At 71.3% G+C, this 20,907-nt stretch carries 21 protein-coding genes; 15 read left to right on the top strand and 6 right to left on the bottom strand.

Annotated features, from left to right (window positions below; translation table 11 throughout):
- Nucleotides 1–227 precede the first annotated feature (227 nt).
- Genes G6N10_RS05970 through G6N10_RS05960 form a run of 3 tightly spaced genes read right to left on the bottom strand, consistent with a single transcriptional unit; the run spans nucleotide 228 to nucleotide 2,575 of the window.
- Nucleotides 228–1,298 carry a quinone-dependent dihydroorotate dehydrogenase gene (locus G6N10_RS05970; RefSeq protein WP_085099343.1) on the bottom strand — a complete coding sequence of 357 codons (1,071 nt, stop codon included), beginning with the start codon at nucleotides 1,296–1,298 and terminating at the stop codon, nucleotides 228–230.
- A complete protein-coding gene (locus G6N10_RS05965; protein WP_085099345.1) occupies nucleotides 1,299–1,550 on the bottom strand; it encodes a DUF5703 family protein in 252 nt (83 codons plus the stop codon).
- The gene (locus G6N10_RS05960) at nucleotides 1,547–2,575 is read right to left on the bottom strand and encodes a YncE family protein (protein ID WP_179962819.1); all 1,029 of its coding nucleotides are present in this window, start codon (nucleotides 2,573–2,575) and stop codon (nucleotides 1,547–1,549) included. Before G6N10_RS05960 ends, G6N10_RS05965 begins: the two co-directional genes overlap by 4 nt.
- 154 nt (nucleotides 2,576–2,729) lie before the next feature.
- Here G6N10_RS05960 and G6N10_RS05955 point away from each other — a divergent pair, with 154 nt between their 5' ends.
- The 4 genes from G6N10_RS05955 to G6N10_RS05940 are packed head-to-tail and all read left to right on the top strand — an operon-like array spanning nucleotide 2,730 to nucleotide 5,725.
- Entirely contained in the window at nucleotides 2,730–3,563 is an 834-nt protein-coding gene (locus G6N10_RS05955) for an undecaprenyl-diphosphate phosphatase (RefSeq protein ID WP_085099518.1), read from the top strand.
- Nucleotides 3,560–4,249 carry a histidine phosphatase family protein gene (locus tag G6N10_RS05950; RefSeq protein WP_085099348.1) on the top strand — a complete coding sequence of 230 codons (690 nt, stop codon included), beginning with the start codon at nucleotides 3,560–3,562 and terminating at the stop codon, nucleotides 4,247–4,249. Before G6N10_RS05955 ends, G6N10_RS05950 begins: the two co-directional genes overlap by 4 nt.
- 29 nt (nucleotides 4,250–4,278) lie before the next feature.
- Nucleotides 4,279–4,863 (top strand): Rv2134c family protein, encoded by a 585-nt coding sequence (locus G6N10_RS05945; protein WP_085099351.1) that lies wholly within the window; start codon nucleotides 4,279–4,281, stop codon nucleotides 4,861–4,863.
- Nucleotides 4,847–5,725 (top strand): Rv2133c family protein, encoded by an 879-nt coding sequence (locus G6N10_RS05940; protein ID WP_085099353.1) that lies wholly within the window; start codon nucleotides 4,847–4,849, stop codon nucleotides 5,723–5,725. Before G6N10_RS05945 ends, G6N10_RS05940 begins: the two co-directional genes overlap by 17 nt.
- A gap of 24 nt (nucleotides 5,726–5,749) precedes the next feature.
- On the opposite strand, the gene G6N10_RS05935 is transcribed toward G6N10_RS05940, so the two are convergent.
- Nucleotides 5,750–6,205 carry an META domain-containing protein gene (locus G6N10_RS05935; protein WP_163742250.1) on the bottom strand — a complete coding sequence of 152 codons (456 nt, stop codon included), beginning with the start codon at nucleotides 6,203–6,205 and terminating at the stop codon, nucleotides 5,750–5,752.
- Nucleotides 6,206–6,253: 48 nt separating this feature from the next.
- On the opposite strand from G6N10_RS05935, the gene G6N10_RS05930 reads away from it, so the two are divergent.
- The 3 genes from G6N10_RS05930 to G6N10_RS05920 are packed head-to-tail and all read left to right on the top strand — an operon-like array spanning nucleotide 6,254 to nucleotide 9,338.
- Nucleotides 6,254–7,033, top strand: coding sequence for a 3'(2'),5'-bisphosphate nucleotidase CysQ (locus tag G6N10_RS05930; RefSeq protein ID WP_234810646.1), 780 nt, complete (start codon nucleotides 6,254–6,256; stop codon nucleotides 7,031–7,033).
- A 47-nt stretch (nucleotides 7,034–7,080) separates the two neighbouring features.
- On the top strand, nucleotides 7,081–8,322 hold the full coding sequence (gene mshC / locus G6N10_RS05925; protein WP_085099359.1) for a cysteine--1-D-myo-inosityl 2-amino-2-deoxy-alpha-D-glucopyranoside ligase: 1,242 nt from the start codon (nucleotides 7,081–7,083) through the stop codon (nucleotides 8,320–8,322).
- 5 nt (nucleotides 8,323–8,327) lie between these two features.
- Complete coding sequence (locus tag G6N10_RS05920) at nucleotides 8,328–9,338, top strand: patatin-like phospholipase family protein (protein WP_085099362.1); 1,011 nt, start codon at nucleotides 8,328–8,330, stop codon at nucleotides 9,336–9,338.
- A 48-nt stretch (nucleotides 9,339–9,386) separates the two neighbouring features.
- Here G6N10_RS05920 and G6N10_RS05915 read toward each other — a convergent pair whose 3' ends face one another.
- A complete protein-coding gene (locus G6N10_RS05915) occupies nucleotides 9,387–10,250 on the bottom strand; it encodes a PAC2 family protein (protein WP_085099365.1) in 864 nt (287 codons plus the stop codon).
- 297 nt (nucleotides 10,251–10,547) lie between these two features.
- Here G6N10_RS05915 and metH point away from each other — a divergent pair, with 297 nt between their 5' ends.
- The 6 genes from metH (at nucleotide 10,548) to G6N10_RS05885 (ending at nucleotide 18,206) form a co-directional block, all read left to right on the top strand.
- Nucleotides 10,548–14,267 (top strand): methionine synthase, encoded by a 3,720-nt coding sequence (gene metH / locus G6N10_RS05910; protein ID WP_085099525.1) that lies wholly within the window; start codon nucleotides 10,548–10,550, stop codon nucleotides 14,265–14,267.
- Between the two features lie 8 nt (nucleotides 14,268–14,275).
- Complete coding sequence (locus G6N10_RS05905) at nucleotides 14,276–14,932, top strand: HAD family hydrolase (RefSeq protein ID WP_085099528.1); 657 nt, start codon at nucleotides 14,276–14,278, stop codon at nucleotides 14,930–14,932.
- Nucleotides 14,933–15,027: 95 nt separating this feature from the next.
- Nucleotides 15,028–16,476 carry a sugar porter family MFS transporter gene (locus G6N10_RS05900; RefSeq protein ID WP_085099368.1) on the top strand — a complete coding sequence of 483 codons (1,449 nt, stop codon included), beginning with the start codon at nucleotides 15,028–15,030 and terminating at the stop codon, nucleotides 16,474–16,476.
- A 32-nt stretch (nucleotides 16,477–16,508) separates the two neighbouring features.
- Nucleotides 16,509–16,790 (top strand): phosphoribosyl-ATP diphosphatase, encoded by a 282-nt coding sequence (locus G6N10_RS05895; RefSeq protein ID WP_085099371.1) that lies wholly within the window; start codon nucleotides 16,509–16,511, stop codon nucleotides 16,788–16,790.
- Between the two features lie 5 nt (nucleotides 16,791–16,795).
- Entirely contained in the window at nucleotides 16,796–17,641 is an 846-nt protein-coding gene (gene hisG / locus G6N10_RS05890; protein ID WP_085099531.1) for an ATP phosphoribosyltransferase, read from the top strand.
- Between the two features lie 88 nt (nucleotides 17,642–17,729).
- Entirely contained in the window at nucleotides 17,730–18,206 is a 477-nt protein-coding gene (locus tag G6N10_RS05885; RefSeq protein ID WP_085099374.1) for a DUF4126 domain-containing protein, read from the top strand.
- Nucleotides 18,207–18,287: 81 nt separating this feature from the next.
- On the opposite strand, the gene G6N10_RS05880 is transcribed toward G6N10_RS05885, so the two are convergent.
- Nucleotides 18,288–19,073 (bottom strand): thioesterase family protein, encoded by a 786-nt coding sequence (locus G6N10_RS05880; protein ID WP_085099377.1) that lies wholly within the window; start codon nucleotides 19,071–19,073, stop codon nucleotides 18,288–18,290.
- A 93-nt stretch (nucleotides 19,074–19,166) separates the two neighbouring features.
- Between G6N10_RS05880 and G6N10_RS05875 the strand changes: the two genes are divergently transcribed.
- Both G6N10_RS05875 and G6N10_RS05870 read left to right on the top strand, forming a co-directional pair.
- Nucleotides 19,167–19,997 (top strand): tRNA (adenine-N1)-methyltransferase, encoded by an 831-nt coding sequence (locus G6N10_RS05875; RefSeq protein WP_234810647.1) that lies wholly within the window; start codon nucleotides 19,167–19,169, stop codon nucleotides 19,995–19,997.
- 86 nt (nucleotides 19,998–20,083) lie between these two features.
- Nucleotides 20,084–20,878 carry a crotonase/enoyl-CoA hydratase family protein gene (locus G6N10_RS05870; RefSeq protein ID WP_085099534.1) on the top strand — a complete coding sequence of 265 codons (795 nt, stop codon included), beginning with the start codon at nucleotides 20,084–20,086 and terminating at the stop codon, nucleotides 20,876–20,878.
- Nucleotides 20,879–20,907 lie beyond the last annotated feature (29 nt).

Raw genomic sequence — 20,907 nt, 5'->3', positions numbered from 1 at the left:
CTTACGCGCCCCCCAGCTCTGCGACCCGGCCGTCCTGCCCCTCAACAAACCGTCCGCTGTGCCTTGAAAAGAAGATTACGTAGCCATCGGTCGGGTGGCATGCGTAGTCACTACCTGTTTTCGACGGGAACGAAACCGCGGCCTTGCGGGCCGCGGATCGGGCCGCCACAGACGGCCGCGCCGGGGGCCGCGGCGAGGCCGCGAGGGCCGCGGCGGGGCCGCGAGGGTCAGGGTGCGGCCGACCCGACCGCCTCGCTCAGCGCGGCGAAACCCCCCGCACGCAGGCGTTCGGCGATGCCGTCCTGGATCCGCTTGGCGTACAGGCCGCCGCCGTAGATGAAGCCGGTGTAGCCCTGCAGCAGCGCCGCGCCGGCGGTGATGCGTTCCCAGGCCTGATCGGCGGTTTCGATGCCGCCGACGCTGACCAGGGTCAACCGGCCGCCGACCCGGGCGTGCAGCCGGCGCAGCACCTCCAGTGACCGGCGGGCCACCGGCGGGCCGGAAATCCCGCCGGCCCCCAGTTCGGCGGCGCCCGGGGTGCGCAAACCGTCCCGCGAGATGGTGGTGTTGGTGGCGACGATGCCCGCCAGCCCCAGCTCGACGGCCAGGTCGGCCACCGCGTCGACGTCCTCATCGGACAGATCCGGGGCGATCTTCACCAGCACCGGGGTGCCCGCGGCGGCGACCTCGGCCAGCACCCCGGCCAGGATCGGGCGCAGTGACTCCACCGCCTGCAGGTCGCGCAGCCCCGGGGTGTTCGGGGAGCTGACGTTGACCACCAGATAGGACGCCAGCGGGCCCAGCAGCCGGGCGCTGGCCCGGTAGTCCTCGACCGCGTGTTCCGGCGCGGTGAGCTTGGTCTTGCCGATGTTCACCCCGATCGGCACATCCGGGTGGTGGCCGGCCAGCCGGGTGGCCAGCGCGGCGGCGCCGTCGTTGTTGAAGCCCATCCGGTTGAGCAGCGCCCGATCGGCCGGCAGCCGGAACAACCGGGGCGACGGATTGCCGGGTTGGGCGGCCGCGGTCACGGTGCCGACCTCGGCGTAGCCGAATCCGAGGGCGCCCCAGGCGTTCAGTCCGTGGCCGTCCTTGTCGAAGCCGGCGGCCAGACCCAGCGGGCCGGGGAACCGCACCCCGAAGACGGTGCTGGCCAGGATCGGGTCGGTGGGGGCCAGCCGGGCGGTGAGCCGGGCGCGCACCGGGGCGGGTGCGGTGGCCGCCCGCAGCGCCGCGAACACCATCGTGTGGATGCGCTCCGGGGGCACCCGGAACATCGCCGAGCGCAGCAACTCATACATCTAGGGTCCCACCACCTGATCGGCCAACGGGTTTCGGGTTTTCTTGCGACGCAACAGGACTCGGCCAGATCCGTCGCTGTAGAGGCGCACCCGGGTCAGTTCCCAGCCGCGGTACTGCGCCTCGATCGACAGTCGGGTGGACGCGGTCAGCCGGGTCACGTCCGCGGGCAGCCGCAGCGGTATCCACTCGTAGTCCTCGGACAGCTCGGCTGCCCAGGCCGCGGGCAGCCGCCCCCGGTACGCCGAGCTCACTGGCGGCCCGACGCGTTCGGGATCACCTGCACCCCGTCACCGCGGGTGGACACCGCATACAGGGTGTCGGTGCCGTCGTCGTAGGCCAGCAGATCCGGTTGCCGCACGCTGGGATGGCGCACCTTCTCCACCGGGATGCCGGTGGACAGGTCATAGCCCACGATCTGGTTGTTGGCGGTGGTGGAGACCCAGGTCAGGGTGGCCGAGCCGGCCAGCCCGTAGGGCACGCTGTGCACCGGGTAGCGCTGCCGCATGATCAGCGGGTCGACCCCGAACGCGAGCAGTTCGTTGCCGCGGCTGTCGGTCACCAGGACCCGGCCGACCGGGTCGGCGACCATCATGGTGGCGCCCTCCCCGGCCCGCAGCGCCTGGTCCTGACCGCCGTCGGACTTGAGCTCGGTCACCAGGGTCTGCCCGCGATCGAGCACCAGCACGGTGTCGTCGTGCACCGCCAGCATGTCGACCCGGGCGAAGATCTTCGAGGAGTGCGCGACGGCCGAGGGGCCGTCGAGCACGACCACCGTGCCGTCGGCCGCGCCGAGCACCAGTGCGCCGTCGGCGCGCCGCACGATGGCGGTGAATTCGGCGTCCGGCCGACCCTGGACGTCCACCCGGGTCGCCGAGCCGGCCGTCAGGTCGACGGTGAAATAGCCGCCGCGGGCGGCCAGCAGGGCCCGGCCGGGTCCGTCGCCGGCCAGCGCGGTCACCGACGCGTCGCCGCCGGGCAGCGCGACGGTGCGCGCCGCGGGCTGCTCGCCGAACAGCCGCAACGCCGGCGTCGGGCCGCCGGCCAGCACCACCAGCGAGCGGGTACCCGGATCGAAGATCGCCGACTGCGCGGTGCCCTGCATGGGGCGGATCTGGCCGGCCGGGGTGACGACGGTCGCCGGGGAATCGGCGGCCCGGCCCGGCTCGATGGTCCGCGGGGTGGCCAGCGGCTCGTTGCCCGAACAACCGGTGAGCAATGCCAGCGCGGTCAGGCCGGCAACGGCCAGCCGGGCGGTGCGGGCGGCGTAAAAGGGCACGGCGTTCTCCGGGTCGGTGACGGGTCCGGTCGAGTCTATGCCGCCGGGCCCCGATGCCCGGCGGCCGAGCGTCCGAAGCGGCTCCGGCGCCGGTGCTGCGACGCCGGTGGAATCGAGCGGTACGGTCGTCGGCGTGGATACAGCCGTGGCGGCGATGTCGTGGACGCAGATGATCGTGCTGTCCGTCGTGCAGGGCCTCACCGAGTTTCTGCCGGTCTCCTCGTCCGGGCACCTGGCCATCACCTCCCGGCTGTTCTTCTCCGCCGACGCCGGGGCGTCGTTCACCGCGGTGTCCCAGCTCGGCACCGAACTGGCCGTGCTGGCGTACTTCGCCAAGGACATCGTCCGGATCGTGCGGGCCTGGTTCGCCGGCTTGCGGAACCCGGCGCGACGCAGCGACCCCGACTACCGGCTGGGCTGGTACGTCATCATCGGCAGCGTCCCGATCGTCATCATCGGGGTGGCGTTCCAGCAGCTCATCCGTGGCGACGTGCGCAACCTGTGGATCGTCGCGAGCGCGATGATCGGGTTCTCCCTGGTGATCGCCGCCGCGGAATATCTGGGCCGGCAGACCCGCCGCGTTGAGGACCTCACCGCGCGCGACGGCCTGCTGGTCGGCCTGGCCCAGTGCCTGGCGCTGGTGCCGGGGGTGTCCCGGTCGGGGGCGACGATCAGCGCCGGGCTGTTCCTCGGCATGGACCGCGCGCTGGCCGCCCGGTTCGGCTTCCTGCTGGGGATTCCCGCGGTGTTCGCCTCGGGCCTGCACGAACTGCCCAACGCCTGGCGGCCGGTGACCGAGGGGATGAGCGCGACGGGCCCGCAGCTGCTGGTCTCGGTGCTGCTCACCTTCGTCATCGGGTACGCGGCGATCTCCTGGCTGCTGCGCTTTGTCAGCAACCACAGCATGTACTGGTTCGTCGGCTACCGGATCCTGCTCGGGACCGTGGTGCTGGTGCTGCTGGGCACCGGGGTGCTGGCGGCGACATGACGGTCATCCTGCTGCGACACGGTCGTTCGGTCGCCAACACCGCGCACACGCTGGCCGGGCGCACCCCGGGGGTGGACCTCGACGACCGCGGCCGAGCGCAGGCCCGCGACCTGATCGACCGGGTGGCCGGGCTGCCGATCGCGGCGCTGGTGCGTTCGCCGCTGCGGCGCTGCGGGGCCACCCTGGAACCGCTGTCGGCGCAGCTGGGCCTGGACCCGGTGCTCGACGACCGGCTGGTCGAGGTCGACTACGGGGCCTGGACGGGCCGGTCGCTGGCCGAACTGGCCACCGAGCCGCTGTGGCGGGTCGTCCAGCAGCAGCCCAGCGCCGCGGTGTTTCCCGACGGCGAGGGGCTGGCCGCCGTGCAGAGCCGCGCGGTCGCCGCGGTCCGTGAGCATGACGGCAGGCTGGCCGAGGCCGCCGGGCACGACGTGCTGTGGATCGCCTGCACGCACGGCGACGTCATCAAATCGGTGCTGGCCGACGCGCTCGGCGCGCACCTGGACAGCTTTCAGCGGATCGTCGCCGACCCCGCCTCGATGAGCGTCATCCGGTACACCCCGGCCCGGCCCTTCGTCCTGCACGTCAACCACACCGGCGCCGAACTCGCCGCGGTGCTGGGCAAGACCGCCGAGACGCCCGGACCGGCCGCCGGGGACGCCCCGGTCGGCGGCTCGACCGACTGACCGGGGCCTACCGGTACTTTGGAGAGGCCATGGCCCGCGCAATTCACGTCTTCCGCAGCCCCGACCGGTTCGTCGCCGGGACCGTCGGGGAGCCCGGCGACCGCACCTTCTACCTGCAGGTGGTGCGGGAGAGCCGGGTGGTGTCGGTGATGCTGGAGAAACAGCAGGTGGCAGTGCTCGCCGAGCGGATCGCCGCGCTGCTGGTCGAGATCAACCGCCGGTTCGGCACCCCGCTGCCCCCGGAAATCAGCGACCTGGGCGACCTGTCGCCGCTGATCACCCCCGTCGATGCGGAGTTTCGGGTCGGCACCATGGGGCTGGGCTGGGACGCCGAGGCCAAATCGGTGGTGGTGGAGTTGCTCGCGGTCAGCGACACCGAGTTCGACGCCTCGGTGGTGTTGGAGGACACCGACGAGGGCCCCGACGCGGTGCGGGTGTTCCTGTCCCCGGAGTCGGCCCGGGAATTCGCCACCCGGTCCAACCGGGTGATCTCGGCGGGCCGGCCGCCGTGCCCGCTGTGCCAGGAGCCGCTGGACGCCGAGGGGCACATCTGCGTGCGCAGCAACGGCTACCGCCGCGAGGCGTTCGGTCCCGGCGATGACCAGTCCGGCTGAGGCCGCGCGGATCCTGCGTCACGGCGCGCTGACGATACTCGGCCGGATCCGATCGGCCAGCAACGCGACGTTCCTGTGCGAGGCGCGACTCGGCGACGGGCCAGACGGCGGCGGGGCCGGTGGCGGCGGGGCCGGCGGTGCGGTGCTGCACTGCGTGTACAAACCGATCGCGGGGGAGCAGCCGCTGTGGGACTTTCCCGACGGCACCCTGGCCGGCCGGGAGCGGGCGTCGTTCCTGATCTCTGACCGGCTGGGCTGGAACCTGGTGCCCGACACGGTGATCCGGGACGGCCCGGCCGGTCCCGGCATGGTGCAGCGCTGGGTCAACCAGCCCGGCGACGGCCTGGCCGGGTCCCCGCAGCCGCCGGAGGACGCCGAGGTCGCACCGGATCTCGTCGACATCTGCCCCGTCGATGCGGTGCCGGACGGCTACCTGCCGGTGCTGCGCGCCCAGGATTACGACGGCAACGAGGTCGCGCTGGTGCACGCCGACGACCGGCGGCTGCGCCGACTGGCGGTGTTCGACGTGCTGGTCAACAACGCCGACCGCAAGGGCGGTCACGTGCTGGCCGGGACCGACGGCCGAGTGTACGGCGTGGACCATGGCCTGTGCCTGCACGCCCAGGACAAGTTGCGCACCGTGCTGTGGGGCTGGGCCGGCCAGCCGATCGGCGGCGAAACACTCTGCGACATAACGAAATTGCTCGCCGCGCTGGACGGCGAATTCGGCGCGGAACTCGCCGAGCACCTCACCGACGCCGAGCTCGCCGCGCTCGGCGACCGGGCCCGCGGGCTGCTGGCCGACCCGGCGCTGCCCGGCCCGGACCAGCGGGCGCGGCCAATACCCTGGCCGGCGTTCTGAGCGGGTGCCGCGCCAGCGGGAAAGCTAGGGCGCCGGGCGCCAGGTCAGCACGCTGGAGTCCAGCTTCGTGGACAGGTGCAGCTGCCCGTCGGCGAACAGGTAGCCGGTGACCCGCTCCAACTCGGTGGACACCCGGGAATCCAGCGACGGCTGCGGGCAGAGCATCATCGTCACGCCGATCGGCCCGAAGCTCAGCGACCCGGACTGCCCGTCGTCGGCCGGGGCGGCGGTATAGCTGCCGTTGCCGCGGTTGCAGTCGAGCTGGAAGCCGGCCCGCCCGTCGGGGCCGAACGTCACGGTGAACGCGCTCGGATCGGGAATCGTGGTCACACCCTGCGCGTCGTCCATCGACTGGATCTGCACCAACTCCCAGGAACTGCCCGCCAGATTCGGGGTCGCGGCGGCCGGCTGGCAGCCGCTCAGCAGCACCGCCGCGGTCAACAGTCCCGCGGCTCCCGCCGCGGCTCGGATCGAAGCCACCGGACCCTCCATTCATCGGTGTATCGGACCACCCACAATACTGGGAGGGTGAGCACCGGGCCCGAGGATCGCAGCGACGCCGACCTGGCCGCGGACCTGGCCGTCGACGCGGGCCGGCTGCTGCTGGCGGTCCGCGAGGAGATGGGCTTCGACTACACCTGGGATCTCGGCGACGCCGGCGACGCCCGGGCCAACGCCCGGATCCTGGCCCGGCTGCGCGACGAACGTCCCGAGGACGCGGTGCTGTCCGAGGAAGCCCCCGACGACCTGGTCCGGCTTGGCCGAGATCGGGTGTGGATCGTCGATCCGGTCGACGGCACCCGGCAGTACTCGCTGCCCGGGCACCGTGATTGGGCCGTGCACATCGCGCTGTGGCAGCGGGTCGGCGGCCCGGACGGCCGGATCACCGACGCCGCGGTCGCGCTGCCCGCCTACGACGAGGTCTACCGCACCGACACCGTCGTCGCGGGTCCCGCGCGCGGTGACGGGCCGATCCGGATCACCGCGTCCTCCAATCGGCCCCCGGCGGTGCTGTTCCGGATCGCCGAGCGGATGGACGTCGAGCTGGTGCGGATCGGTTCGGCCGGCGCCAAGGCGATGGCGGTGGTCCGCGGCGACGTCGACGCCTACGTGCACGCCGGCGGGCAGTGGGAGTGGGACTCGGCGGCCCCGGCCGGGGTGGTGCTGGCCGCCGGCCTGCACGCCTCCCGCCTGGACGGCTCCCCGATGCTCTACAACCGGCCCGACCCGTACCTGCCTGACCTGCTGATGTGCCGCCCGGAACTCGCCGAGCCGCTGCTGGCCGCCATCGGAGCCAAGCCGCGCTGACGCGCCCGGCCGCCGGTGCCGCGGCGGTGACCGCATAGAGTCGAAGGATGCAGGCGTGGTCTGGTGTCGACGTTCCGGTGCTGCCCGGGCGGGGAGCGCAGTTGCGGCTCTACGACAGCGCCGACCGGCAGGTCCGGCCGGTGGCGCCGGGCCCGACGGCGACCATGTACGTCTGCGGAATCACCCCGTATGACGCCACCCATCTCGGGCACGCCGCCACCTACCTGAGCTTCGATCTGATCCACCGGGTGCTGCTGGACGGCGGGCACCGGGTGCACTACGTGCAGAACGTCACCGACATCGACGATCCGCTGTTTGAGCGGGCCGCGCGCGACGGCATCGACTGGCGCACGCTCGGCGACCGTGAGATCCAGCTGTTCCGCGACGACATGGCCGCGCTGCGGGCCCTGCCGCCGCGCGACTTCGTCACCGCCACCGAGACCATCGGCGAGGTCGTTGAAATGGTGGAGAAGCTGGTCGCCGACGGTGCGGCCTACGTCGTCGACGATCCGCAGCACCCCGACGTGTACTACCGGGTCGGCGCGACCGCCCAGTTCGGCTACGAATCCGGCCTGGACCGCGCCGCCATGTTGGAGCTGTTCGGCGAACGCGGCGGCGACCCGGACCGCCCCGGCAAGGCCGATCCGCTCGATGCGCTGCTGTGGCGGGCCGCCCGCGACGGCGAGCCCAGCTGGGACGCACCGTTCGGCCCGGGCCGGCCCGGCTGGCACATCGAATGCTCGGCGATCGCGCTGAATCGCCTCGGCGTCGGCTTCGACATTCAGGGCGGCGGCGCCGACCTGGTGTTCCCGCATCACGAGTTCTCCGCCGCGCACGGCGAATGCGTCACCGCCGCCCGCCGGTTCGCCCGGCACTACGTGCACGCCGGGATGATCGGCTGGGACGGCCACAAGATGAGCAAGAGCCGCGGCAACCTGGTGCTGGTCTCGCGGCTGCGTGCCGACGGCGTCGACCCGGGGGCGATCCGGCTGGGACTGTTCGCCGGGCACTACCGCCAGGACCGGCACTGGAGCGATGAGGTGCTGGCGACCGCGCAGCAGCGACTGGCCCGCTGGCGCTCGGCCGCCGCGCTGCCGGCCGGCCCCGACACCGCCGACCTGCTGGCCCGGCTGCGCCGCTACCTGGCCGACGACCTGAACACCCCGATGGCGCTGGCCGCCGTCGACGGCTGGGTCACCGACGCGCTGGAGTACGGCGGCCACGACGCCGCCGCGCCAGCCGCGCTGGCCACCGCCGTCGACGCCCTGCTCGGCATCCGGATAGCCTGACCACGATGTCCGAGACCAAGCCCGTCGACCTGGTGCTCTCCGGAGGGGGAGTCAAGGGCATTGCCCTGGTCGGGTCGGTGGCGGCGCTGCTGGACGCCGGATATTCCCCGCACCGGATCTCCGGCACCTCGGCCGGGGCGCTGGTCGGCGCGGTGCTCGCGGCCGCGGCCGCCGCCGACGAACTGGCCGTGCACCAGCTCGAGCAGCTGGCGCTCAGCGTGGACTACGCGTCCTTCCTGGACCAGGCGCCGCTGGAGCGGATCCCGCTGCTCGGCCCGGCCTGGGGGGTGCTGTCCGGGGAGGGCATCTACCGCGGCGACGCGCTGCACGCCTGGATCGAGGAGCAGCTCGCCGCCTACGGGGTGCGTACCTTCGCCGACCTGGCCCTGGACGACCCGCACCTGCCGCCCGAACAGCGCTACCGGCTGGTCGTCAACGTCGCCGACGTCAGCCTGGGCCGGCTGGTCCGGCTGCCCTGGGACTATTCCTCGGTCTACGGCCTGGATCCCGACGAGCAGTCGGTGGCCGACGCGGTACGGGCCTCCACCGCGATCCCGTTCTTCTTCCAGCCGGCCACCCTGACCAGGCCCGACGGCGGCGAGTCCACCCTCGTCGACGGTGGCCTGCTGGCCAACTACCCGATCTACACCTTCGACCGGCCCGACCGCGAACCGCCGCGCTGGCCGACCTTCGGGGTGACCCTGATGCCCAGCCTGCCCGACCACAACGAAGAGATCTTCCCGGCGCTGCGGCTGCTGCACCGGGTGCGCCCGCCGACCCTGATGGAGAAGGTGGTCACCACCATCCTGGTCGGCAACGATCAGACCAAGCTCAGCCTGCCGTGGGTGGCCGCGCGGACCATCGCGGTGGACACCTCCGATGTCGGGGTGCTGGAGTTCGACGTGTCCGAACACGGCAAGGCCGCCCTGTACGACGACGGCTACGGCGCCGCCCGGCAGTTCCTGTCCGGCTGGGACTTCGAGGACTACCAGGCCCGGTTCCGCGGGCCGCGCTGATTCCCGGGCCGCGCTGAATCCCGGACCGCGCTGGTTCCCGTTGCCGGCTCAGCGCCGTCGGCGCCGCAGGTAGCGCTCGAACTCCGCGGCCAGCGCGTCCCCGTCGATCTTGCCGAGCTGCTCGCCGAGGTCCACCTCGGCGTCACCGCGTTCCTCCAACGACGCGACGTACTCGGCGATCTCGTCGTCCTCGGAGGTCATCTCGGTGACCATCTGTTCCCATTCCTCGGCCTGGGCGGGCAGTTCACCGAGCGGCACCTCGACGTCGAGCACCTCCTCCAGCCGGCGCAGCAGGGCCACCGTCGCCTTCGGGCTCGGCGCCTGCGAGACGTAGTGCGGGACCGCCGCCCAGAACGTGACCGCCGGGATGCCCGCCGCCACGCAGGCGTCCTGGAACACCCCGGTGATGCCGGTCGGGCCCTCGTAGCGGGTCTCCTCCAGCCCGAAGTGCTTGGCCGACTCCGGCGAATACGCGGCGCCGGACACCGGGACCGGGCGGGTGTGCGGGGTGTCGGCCAGCAGCGCGCCGAGAATGACGACGGTGTCGGCGTGGACGGCGTTGACGATGTCGAGCAGCTGGGCGCAGAAGGTCCGCCAGCGCATGTTCGGTTCCACGCCGCTCATCAGCACGACGTCGCGCTCGGTGCCCGGCGGACGGCAGTGCGACACCCGCATCGAGGGCCACAGGATTTCCCTGGTCACCCCGTCGATCTGGCGGATCACCGGCCGGTTCACCTGGTAGTCGTAGAACGACTCGTCGTCGATGTCGACCAGCGGCCGGGCACTCCAGAGGGTGTCCAGGTGTTCGACGGCATCGGTGGCGGCATCGCCGGCGTCGTTCCAGCCCTCAAAGGCCACCACGACGACGGTGTCGTGGAGTTCGGGCAGGTCGCCGAGGTCCGTCTGGGGCACCCGTCCAGCCTACGATCTGCGCCCCACGGTGGTGCGCAACGACGCGAAGTTCCAGCTCACGGCCGGGCGGACGGCCGGATCGGGCGGCCACGTAGACTCGATCGGTCGAGAGGCGTTGCAACGGATCGCGGTATCCGCCACGCTCGGCAGAGTCAAGGACGCCTTCCGTCAGGGAGGAAGCACGTGAACGTCGTTGATTCGAACGCCGCTGATTCGAACGCCGCTGAGCCGGACGCCGCTGAGCCGGACGCCACCGGACCGAACACCACCGGGCCGAACGCCACCGAGCCGAACCCCTTGGTGCCCAACGTCCGACCGGACTGCACCGAGGAGCTGACCGCGGCGCTGCGCCGGCGGATCCTGGTGATCGACGGCGCGATGGGCACGGCGATCCAGCGGGACCGGCCCGACGAGGCCGGCTACCGGGGCGAGCGGTTCTCCGACTGGCCCAGCGATCTGATCGGCAACAACGATCTGCTCACCCTGACCCAGCCGCACATCATCGCCGAGATCCACCGCGAGTACCTGCAGGCCGGCGCGGACATCCTGGAGACCAACACCTTCAACGCGAACGCGATCTCCCTGTCGGACTACGGCATGGCGGAGCTGAGCTACGAACTCAACTATGCCGGTGCCGCGCTGGCCCGCGCGGCCTGCGACGAGATCAGCACCGCCGACAAGCCGCGCTACGTCGCCGGTGCGCTGGGGCCCACCACCCGCACCGCCTCGATCTCCCCGGACGTCAACGACCCCGCGGCCCGCAACGTGTCCTACGACCAACTGGTCGCCGCCTACCTGGACGCCGCGGCCGGTCTGGTCGACGGCGGCGCCGACCTGCTCATCGTCGAGACGATCTTCGACACGCTGAACGCCAAGGCGGCGGTGTTCGCCGTGGAGACACTGTTCGAGCAGCGCGGCAGGCGCTGGCCGGTGATCATCTCCGGCACCATCACCGACGCGTCCGGGCGCACGCTGTCCGGGCAGGTCACCGAGGCGTTCTGGAACTCGATCCGGCACGCCAAACCCATTGCGGTGGGCCTGAACTGCGCGCTGGGCGCACCGGAGATGCGGCCCTACATCGCCGAGGTGGCGCGCATCGCGGACACCTTCGTGTCCTGCTACCCGAATGCCGGGCTGCCCAACGCCTTCGGTGAGTACGACGAGTCCCCGGAACATCAGGCCGGCTACCTCGCGGAGTTCGCCGACGAGGGGCTGGTCAACCTGGTCGGCGGCTGCTGCGGGACCGCGCCGGCGCACATCGCCGCGATCGCCGCGGTCGTCGAGGGCAAGGCACCGCGGCAGGTGCCGCAGATCCCGGTCGCCACCCGGCTGGCCGGTCTGGAGCCGCTCAACATCACCGACGACTCGCTGTTCGTGAACATCGGTGAGCGCACCAACATCACCGGCTCGGCCCGGTTCCGCAACCTGATCAAGGCCGCCGACTACGACACCGCGCTGTCGGTCGCGCTGCAGCAGGTCGAGGTCGGCGCCCAGGTCATCGACATCAACATGGACGAGGGGATGATCGACGGCGTCGCCGCGATGGACCGGTTCACCAAGCTGATCGCCGGCGAGCCGGACATCAGCCGGGTCCCGGTGATGATCGACTCCTCCAAGTGGGAGGTCCTGGAGACCGGCCTGAAGAACGTGCAGGGCAAGCCGATCGTCAACTCGATCTCCATGAAGGAGGGCGAGGAGAAGTTCATCCGGGAGGCCCGGCTGTGCCGCAAGTACGGTGCCGCCGTCGTCGTGATGGCCTTCGACGAGCAGGGCCAGGCCGATAATCTGCAGCGCCGCAAGGACATCTGCGGTCGCGCCTACCGGGTGCTCACCGAGCAGGTCGGCTTCCCGGCCGAGGACATCATCTTCGACCCGAACTGCTTCGCGCTGGCCACCGGCATCGAGGAACACGCCAACTACGGCCTGGACTTCATCCAGGCCTGCGCCTGGATCAAGGAGAACCTGCCGGGCGTGCACATCTCCGGCGGCATCTCGAACGTGTCGTTCTCGTTCCGCGGCAACAACCCGGTCCGCGAGGCGATCCACGCGGTGTTCCTGTTCCACGCCATCAAGGCCGGCCTGGACATGGGCATCGTGAACGCCGGCGCGCTGGTCCCGTACGACTCGATCGACCCGGAACTGCGGGACCGCATCGAGGACGTGGTGCTCAACCGGCGCGCGGATGCGGCCGAACGGCTGCTGGAGATCGCCGAACGGTTCAACAGCAAGGGCCAGGCCTCGGAAGACCCGGCCGCCGCCCAGTGGCGCGACCTGCCGGTCCGCGAGCGAATCACCCACGCCCTGGTCAAGGGCATCGACGCGCACGTCGACGCGGACACCGAGCAGCTGCGCGCGGAGATCGCCGCGGCGGGCGGGCGCCCGATCGAGGTGATCGAAGGCCCGCTGATGGACGGCATGAACGTCGTCGGCGACCTGTTCGGGGCGGGCAAGATGTTCCTGCCCCAGGTGGTCAAGTCCGCGCGGGTGATGAAGAAGGCCGTCGCCTACCTGCTGCCCTACATCGAGGCCGAGAAGCAACCCGGCGACGTCGACCGCAGCAACGGCACCATCGTGATGGCGACGGTCAAGGGCGACGTCCACGACATCGGCAAGAACATTGTCGGGGTGGTCCTGCAGTGCAACAACTACACCGTGATCGACCTCGGGGTGATGGTGCCGGCCGCCAAGATCCTGGCCGCCGCTGCCGAACACGACGCCGACATCATCGGACTGTCCGGCCTGATCACCCCGTCGCTGGACGAGATGGTCAACTTCGCCGCCGAAATGGAGCGCGAGGGCCTGGAGATCCCGCTGCTGATCGGCGGGGCGACCACCTCGCGCGCGCACACCGCGGTGAAGATCGCGCCGCGCCGGGCCGGCCCGGTGGTCTGGGTCAAGGACGCCTCCCGCTCGGTGCCGGTGGCCGCCGCGCTGCTCGATGACCGGCAGCGCCCGGCGCTGCTGGAGGAGACCGCGAAAGACTATGCGGCGCTGCGGGAACGGCACGCGCAGAAGAACGAGCGGCCGATGCTGACCCTGGAGAAGGCGCGGGCCAACCGGACCCCGATCGACTGGGACGGCTACACCCCGCCGGCGCCGGCCATCGGCACCGGGGTGTGGGAGTTCCTCGACTACGACCTGGCCGAGCTGCGCGAATACATCGACTGGCAGCCGTTTTTCAACGCCTGGGAGATGAAGGGTCGGTTCCCCGACATCCTCAACAACCCGGCGACCGGCGAGACCGCCCGCAAGCTGTACGACGAGGCCCAGGACATGCTGGACACCCTGATCCGGGAGAAGTGGCTGACCGCCAACGGGGTGATCGGCTTCTTCCCGGCCAACGCCGTCGGCGACGACATCGAGGTCTACACCGACGACACCCGCACCGAGGTGCGCACCACGCTGCACAACCTGCGCCAGCAGGGCGAGCACCGCGAGGGCATCCCGAACCGCTCGCTCGGTGACTACATCGCGCCCAAGGACACCGGGCTGGCCGACTACGTCGGGGCCTTCGCGGTCACCGCGGGCCTGGGCAGCACCGCCAAGATCATGGAGTTCAAGGAGGCGCTGGACGACTACAGCGCGATCCTGCTGGAATCGCTGGCCGACCGGCTCGCCGAGGCGTTCGCCGAGCGGATGCACCAGCGGGTCCGCACCGAGTTCTGGGCGAATCAGCCCGACGAGCAGCTCGACAACGACGCGCTGATCGGCGAGCGCTACGTCGGAATCCGGCCGGCCCCGGGCTATCCGGCCTGCCCCGAACACACCGAGAAGACCACCATCTGGGCGCTGATGGACGTGCAGGAGCGCACCGGCATCGAGCTGACCGACTCGATGGCGATGTGGCCCGGTGCCGCGGTGAGCGGCTGGTACTTCGCGCACCCGCAGTCGCAGTACTTCGTCGTCGGCCGGATGGCCCAGGACCAGGTCGCCGACTACGCCAAGCGCAAGGGCTGGACCCTGGCCGAGGCCGAGCGCTGGCTGAGCTCCAGCCTCGGCTACAACCCGGAGGACTGAGGGTGGGCCTGCGCGCGGTGCTCTGGGACATGGACGGCACCCTGGTGGACTCCGAAAAGCTGTGGGACCTGGCGGTCGAGGAGCTCTACCGGCAACACGACCGGGTGCTCACCGCGCAGGTCCGCGAGTCCACCGTCGGCGGGTCCAGCGACTCGCTGATGCAGATCCTCTACGCCGACCTCGGCCTGGATCCCGACGCCACCGAGATGGCCCGCACCGCCGACTGGGTGCACGGCTACGTCGGTGAACTGTTTGAGGCCGGCCTGCCGTGGTGCCCGGGTGCCGAGGCCATCCTGGCGGAGCTGACCGCGGCGCGGGTACCGACCGCGCTGGTCACCAACACCCAGCGCGATCTCGCCGAGAAGGCGCTCAACAGCATTGGTCGGCAATACTTTTCGGTGACGGTGTGTGGTGACGAGGTGCCCCGCGGCAAGCCGGCGCCCGACCCCTACCTGCGCGCCGCCGAACTGCTGGGGGTGGCCCCGGGCGACTGCCTGGCCGTCGAGGACTCGGTCACCGGGTCGACGTCGGCGCAGCTGGCCGGCTGCGCGGTGCTGGTGATCCCCAACGCGGTGCGGGTGCCGCCGGCGCCGCGGCGGGCCTTCACCGAATCGTTGCTCGGCCTGACCGTCGCCGACCTGCGCGACATCCACGCCGGGCTGTGAAAGCCGCGGGGCGCCGGGCGCGCAATAACCCCTACCGGCGCGCGCGGACTCACTACCCTGAGACGGGTCAGGCAGCGCGGCGAAAGGCACCGGTGATGTCCCACGGTCCGGTAGGTAGCGAGGAGTACGCCGACTACGGTGCGGCCGAGCCCGGTTCGGGGCGGGTGGTGCGGATCGCCGCGGTTGCCGCGCTCGGCGGCCTGCTGTTCGGCTACGACAGCGCGGTGATCAACGGTGCCGTCGACGCCGTGCAGAGGAAGTTCGAGATCGGCAACCTTGCGGTCGGCATCGCGGTGGCGGCCGCGCTGCTCGGCGCGGCCGCCGGTGCGATGGTCGCCGGCCGGCTGGCCGACCGGATCGGCCGGCTGTCGGTGATGAAGATCGCCGCGCTGCTGTTCCTGCTCAGCGCCTTTGGCACCGGGCTGTCCCACGACGTCTGGGTGTTCGGCCTGTTCCGGGTCGTCGGGGGACTGGGCGTCGGGGTGGCCTCGGTGATCGCACCGGCCTACATCGCCGAGACCTCACCGCCGCACATCCGCGGCCGGCTCGGCTCGCTGCAGCAACTGGCGATCGTCAGCGGCATCTTCATCTCGCTGGCCATCGACGCCGCACTGGCGCACCTGGCCGGCGGATCCGGCGAGGAGTTGTGGCTGGGCCTGGAGGCCTGGCGATGGATGTTCCTGATGATGGCGGTGCCGGCGATCGTCTACGGCGGGCTGTCCTACACGATTCCCGAGTCGCCCCGCTATCTGGTGGCCAAGTTCCGGATCCCGGAGGCGCGCACGGTGCTCACCATGCTGCTGGGGGAGAAGAACCTGGAGCTGACCATCAGCCGGATCCAGGAGTCGCTGGCCGCCGACCGGCCGCCGACCTGGCGTGACCTGCGCAAGCCGGCGGGCGGGCTCTACGGCATTGTCTGGGTCGGCGTCGGGCTGTCGATGTTCCAGCAGTTCGTCGGCATCAACGTGATCTTCTACTACTCCAACGTGCTGTGGCAGGCGGTGGGCTTCGACGAGAGTTCGTCGTTCACCATCACCGTCATCACCTCGATCGTGAACATCGTCACCACGCTCATCGCGATCGCGCTGATCGACAAGATCGGCCGCAGGCCGCTGCTGCTGATCGGGTCGGCGGGCATGGCGCTGTCGCTGGGCGTGATGGCCGCCGTCTTCGGGTTCTTCGCCGAAACCGCGGCGGACGGGTCCGTCAGCCTGCCCGGGGCCACCGGAATCGTCGCGCTGGTCGCGGCGAACCTGTTCGTCGTGGCGTTCGGGATGTCCTGGGGCCCGGTGGTCTGGGTGCTGCTCGGTGAGATGTTCCCGAACCGGATCCGGGCCGCGGCGCTGGGCCTGGCGGCCTCCGCGCAGTGGGTGGCCAACGCCATCATCACCACCACCTTCCCCGGCCTGCGTGACTTCCTCGGCGGCGCCTACGGCTTCTACGCGATCTGCGCGGCGCTGTCGTTTGTCTTCGTCTGGAGGTACGTGCGCGAGACCAAGGGCGTGTCACTGGAGGACATGCACGCCGAGCTGCTGACCGACTGACCGTCGAGCGCCGTCGGGACGCCGACCGGCACATGAAACAATCGGTACCCGTGAAGACCTTCGAGGACCTGTTCGCCGAGCTGGCGCAGCGGGCGAAAGACCGCCCCGCGGGCAGTGCCACCGTTGCGGCGCTGGAGGCCGGCGTGCACACCGTCGGCAAGAAGATCCTGGAGGAGGCCGGCGAGGTCTGGATCGCCGCCGAGCATGAGAGCGACGACGAGCTCGCCGGCGAGATCAGCCAGCTGCTGTATTGGACGCAGGTGCTGATGCTGGCCCGCGGCCTGACCCTTGACGACGTCTACCGGAAGCTGTGAACACCATGTTGCGGGTAGCGGTGCCCAACAAGGGCGCACTGAGCGAATCGGCCGCCGAGATCCTGTCCGAGGCCGGTTACCGGCGCCGCACCGACCCCAAGGATCTGACGGTGGTGGACCCGGCGAACAACGTCGAGTTCTTCTTCCTGCGGCCCAAGGACATCGCGATCTACGTCGGCTCCGGGCAGCTGGACTTCGGCATCACCGGCCGCGACCTGGCGGCCGAATCCTGCGCACCGGTGCACGAGCGGCTGGCACTGGGGTTCGGCTCCTCGACCTTCCGCTACGCCGCGCCGGTGGGCCGGGACTGGACGGTGGCCGACCTGGCCGGCCAGCGGATCGCCACCGCCTACCCGAACCTGGTGCGCAACGACCTGGCCGCCCGGGGCATCGAGGCCACCGTGATCCGCCTCGACGGCGCGGTGGAGATCTCCATCCAGCTGGGGGTGGCCGACGCGATCGCCGACGTGGTGGGTTCCGGCCGCACGCTGCGGCTGCACAATCTGGTGGCCTTCGGTGGGTCGCTGTGCGATTCGGAGGCGGTGCTCATCGAACGGGCCGGCATCGAGGCGGACCCGGCCCGCGACCAGCTGGCGGCCCGGGTGCAGGGTGTGGTGTTCGGTCAGCAGTACCTGATGCTGGACTACGACTGCCCGCGCTCGGTGCTGGCGGCGGCCACCGCGGTGACCCCCGGCCTGGAGTCACCGACGATCGCGCCGCTGGCCGACCCGGACTGGGTCGCGGTGCGCGCGCTGGTGCCGCGCAAGAGCGTCAACTCGACCATGGACGAGCTGGCCGCCATCGGCGCCAAGGCGATTCTGGCCTCCGACATCCGGTTCTGCCGGTTCTGAGCCCGCCGGACGGCTGGGGCCTCGGCGCAGGCCGCCCACCCCTTTCCACCGCGGCGGTCGGCGGGCTCCGGCGTGTTAACGTCCGGGCATGGTGCATTCGCTGGTGCTGCTGCTCGCTCTGCTGATCGGCATGGTCGCTGGTCTGCGGGCATTCACGGCACCGGCGGCGGTGGCCTGGGCCGCGGCGCTGCACTGGCTGAACTTCGACGACACCTGGGCGTCCTGGCTCGGCCAGGTCATCACCGTCGCGCTGCTGACCCTGCTGGCCGCCGTCGAGTTGATCAGTGACCTGCTCGCCCGCATCCCGGACCGCACCACCACGACGCTGTACGCCACCCGGCTGGCCACCGGCGCATTTGCCGGCGCCGCCCTCGGCACCGCCTGGGGTTATCCCTGGAGCGGGCTGGGCGCCGGCCTGCTCGGGGCGGCGCTGGCCACCACCGTCAGCCACAGTGTGCGTTGCCGGCTGGTGGCGCACCGCCGGGAGTTCGTGGTGGCCGCGGTGGAGGGGCTGGTCGCGATCGGCGCCGGCCTGGGCATCGCGGCGCTGACCGCGGTGCTCTAGGACTGCCGGGGCTGCCGGACTGCCGGGCCCTGCCGGACTGCCGGGCCCTGCCGGGCTGCCGGACTGGCGGGCCCTGCCGGACTACCGCGCCTGCACCAGCAGCGTCTGCGCCGAGGTTCCGATGAACCCGTCGTGGTCGAACAGCTCGGCGGTGGTCACCCCGATGCCGTCCGGGCCGATCGAGGCGCGGGCCCGCATCGCGAACTCGTCGCCGGCCGGCAGCCGGTGCAGGTGCACCACGGTGTCGGTGTTCATGAACATGTGCCGGTCCGGCCGCAGCGCCGCGCCGATCCCGTTGGCCGAGTCCACCACCATGGTCAGCCGCTGCAGCGCCGTCGTCGGCTCATCATCGACCAGGCCCACCGTCGACCGCATCCACGCCACCCGGGCGCCGGCCTGCTCGTCGTCCCAGCGGCACTGCACCGAGCTCAGATAGCCCGGGTCGGTCCACCAGTAGTCCGGCGCGGGTCGCGCATCGCCCTGGGTCAGCGCGGGATGACGATCGGTGGCCGCCTCGACGGTGTCGGAGGGGGCCAGCGCCCACCCGGTCACCCGGGCCACCGGCCGATCCGGGTCGGCGACCGGGGCCATCTCGGCGGCCACCAGCGCGATGCGCCGGCCGGGCCGCGGCGTCGAGGTCCGCACCAGTATCTCGGTCACCGGCACCGCGCCGAGGATGTCCAGGCTCAGTCGGCCGATCCGCAGCCCGGAACCGGCCAGCTGGTCCTCGATCGCCTTGGTCAGCAACGCCATCGGCGGCGAGCCGTGCTGGATCTGCGGTCCCCAGTTGCTGCGGGTGAGGTCGGTGGAGGCGAACACCGCGCCGTCGGCGGCGGCATCGAGCCGGTGGTAGTAGCAGTCGGTCAACGCGGGCTCCTCGCTGGCTTTCTGACAGGCCAATCTACGGGGCGGACCGCCACCGTGTGGCGGCGGCGCCCCGGCATGGCAGGCTGATCGGTTGTGTCCGAGAAAACGGGTCCGTTCCAGGTGGGCGACCGGGTACAGCTGACCGACGCCAAGGGGCGTCATTACACGATGGTGCTCACCCCCGGCGGGGAGTTCCACACCCACCGCGGCGCCGTCGCCTACGACGCGGTGATCGGGCTGCCGGAGGGGTCGGTGGTGAACTCCACCAACGGTGACCCGTTTCTGGTGCTGCGCCCGCTGCTGATCGACTACGTGCTGTCCATGCCGCGCGGCGCCCAGGTCATCTACCCCAAGGACGCCGCCCAGATCGTCCACGAGGGCGACATCTTCCCCGGTGCGACGGTGCTGGAGGCCGGCGCCGGCTCCGGGGCGCTGACCTGCTCGCTGCTGCGCGCGGTCGGACCCACCGGCCGGGTGATCTCCTATGAGGTGCGCGACGACCACGCCGTGCACGCCGCCCGCAACGTGGACACCTTCTTCGGCGAGCGCCCGGACAACTGGGACCTGGTGATCGCCGACCTGGCCGACTACGACGGACCGCAGGCCGACCGGGTGGTGCTGGACATGCTGGCGCCCTGGGAGGTACTCGACCTCGTCGCCAAGGCGCTGGTGCCCGGCGGGGTGCTGATCGTCTACGTGGCGACGGTGACCCAGCTGTCGCGGGTGGTGGAGGCGCTGCGCGAGCAGCAGTGCTGGACCGAGCCGCGGTCCTGGGAGACCCTGCAGCGCGGCTGGGATGTCGTCGGCCTGGCGGTCCGCCCGCAACACAACATGCGCGGGCACACCGCGTTCCTGGTGTCGGCCCGGCGGCTCGCGCCGGGCACCGTCACGCCCACGCCGCTGCGCCGCAAGAAGCACATCTAGCCCCGCGACGGCGTTTGGCGAACACCGGTGCGGTGGCGAACACCGGTGCGGTGGCGAACACCGGAGCGATGGCCAACACTGGTGCGATGACCAACATTGACTACGAGGTGATCGGCGACGTCGCGCACGTTCGGCTGAATCGGCCGGAGAAGCACAACGCGCTGACCCTCGACATGATCGACCATCTGGCCAAGGCCGCCGATCGGGCCGCCAAGGATCGGTCACTGCGCGCCGTGGTCCTGCGCGGGGTCGGCGAATCCTTCTGCTCCGGACTGGATTTCGCCTCGGCGAGCAAGGAACGCGGCCGCATCATGCGCAACCTGATCCCCAAGCGGCAGACCGCGGCGAACAATTTTCAGGCCGCAGGCTGGGCCTGGCGCAGCGTCGGGGTCCCGGTGATCGCGGTGGTGACCGGGCACTGCTACGGCGGCGGCATCCAGATCGCGCTCGGCGCGGACTTCCGGTTCGCGGCCACCGACGCCGACTTCTCCATCATGGAATCGCGCTGGGGCCTGATCCCGGACATGTCGCTGTCGGCCAGCATCGCCGAGCTGACCACCATCGACGTCGCCAAGCGGCTGACCATGACCGGCGAAACCTTCGACGCCGCGCAGGCGCTGCAGTGGGGCCTGGTCTCCGGGGTCTCCGACGATCCGCAGGCGGCGGCCGACGAGCTGATCGCGACGGTGCGGGAACGATCCCCGGATGCGGTCGCCGCGGCGAAGGCGCTGTTCGAGCAGACCTGGTACAACGGCTCCCGGCTGTCGTTCCCGGTCGAACAGGCGCTGCAGATCCGGCTGCTGCGCGGCCGCAACCACGCCGCCGCGCGCAAGGCCGGCCTGGCCAAGGAGAAGCCCGAGTTCACCCAGCGGCAGTTGTGACCGGAGCGCCGGGCTGAGCTTCGGCGCCG

The organism is Mycolicibacterium fallax (genome assembly GCF_010726955.1).
GTDB lineage: Bacteria > Actinomycetota > Actinomycetes > Mycobacteriales > Mycobacteriaceae > Mycobacterium > Mycobacterium fallax.
This window is presented reverse-complemented; position numbering and strand designations above follow the sequence as displayed.

Coding starts and splice junctions, on each gene's coding strand:
- G6N10_RS05970 (WP_085099343.1), bottom strand. CDS start 1,298: ATGTATGAGTTGCTGCGCTCGGCGATGTTCCGGGTGCCCCCGGAGCGC.
- G6N10_RS05955 (WP_085099518.1), top strand. CDS start 2,730: ATGTCGTGGACGCAGATGATCGTGCTGTCCGTCGTGCAGGGCCTCACC.
- G6N10_RS05950 (WP_085099348.1), top strand. CDS start 3,560: ATGACGGTCATCCTGCTGCGACACGGTCGTTCGGTCGCCAACACCGCG.
- G6N10_RS05945 (WP_085099351.1), top strand. CDS start 4,279: ATGGCCCGCGCAATTCACGTCTTCCGCAGCCCCGACCGGTTCGTCGCC.
- G6N10_RS05940 (WP_085099353.1), top strand. CDS start 4,847: ATGACCAGTCCGGCTGAGGCCGCGCGGATCCTGCGTCACGGCGCGCTG.
- mshC (WP_085099359.1), top strand. CDS start 7,081: ATGCAGGCGTGGTCTGGTGTCGACGTTCCGGTGCTGCCCGGGCGGGGA.
- G6N10_RS05920 (WP_085099362.1), top strand. CDS start 8,328: ATGTCCGAGACCAAGCCCGTCGACCTGGTGCTCTCCGGAGGGGGAGTC.
- G6N10_RS05900 (WP_085099368.1), top strand. CDS start 15,028: ATGTCCCACGGTCCGGTAGGTAGCGAGGAGTACGCCGACTACGGTGCG.
- G6N10_RS05895 (WP_085099371.1), top strand. CDS start 16,509: ATGAAACAATCGGTACCCGTGAAGACCTTCGAGGACCTGTTCGCCGAG.
- hisG (WP_085099531.1), top strand. CDS start 16,796: ATGTTGCGGGTAGCGGTGCCCAACAAGGGCGCACTGAGCGAATCGGCC.
- G6N10_RS05885 (WP_085099374.1), top strand. CDS start 17,730: ATGGTGCATTCGCTGGTGCTGCTGCTCGCTCTGCTGATCGGCATGGTC.
- G6N10_RS05870 (WP_085099534.1), top strand. CDS start 20,084: ATGACCAACATTGACTACGAGGTGATCGGCGACGTCGCGCACGTTCGG.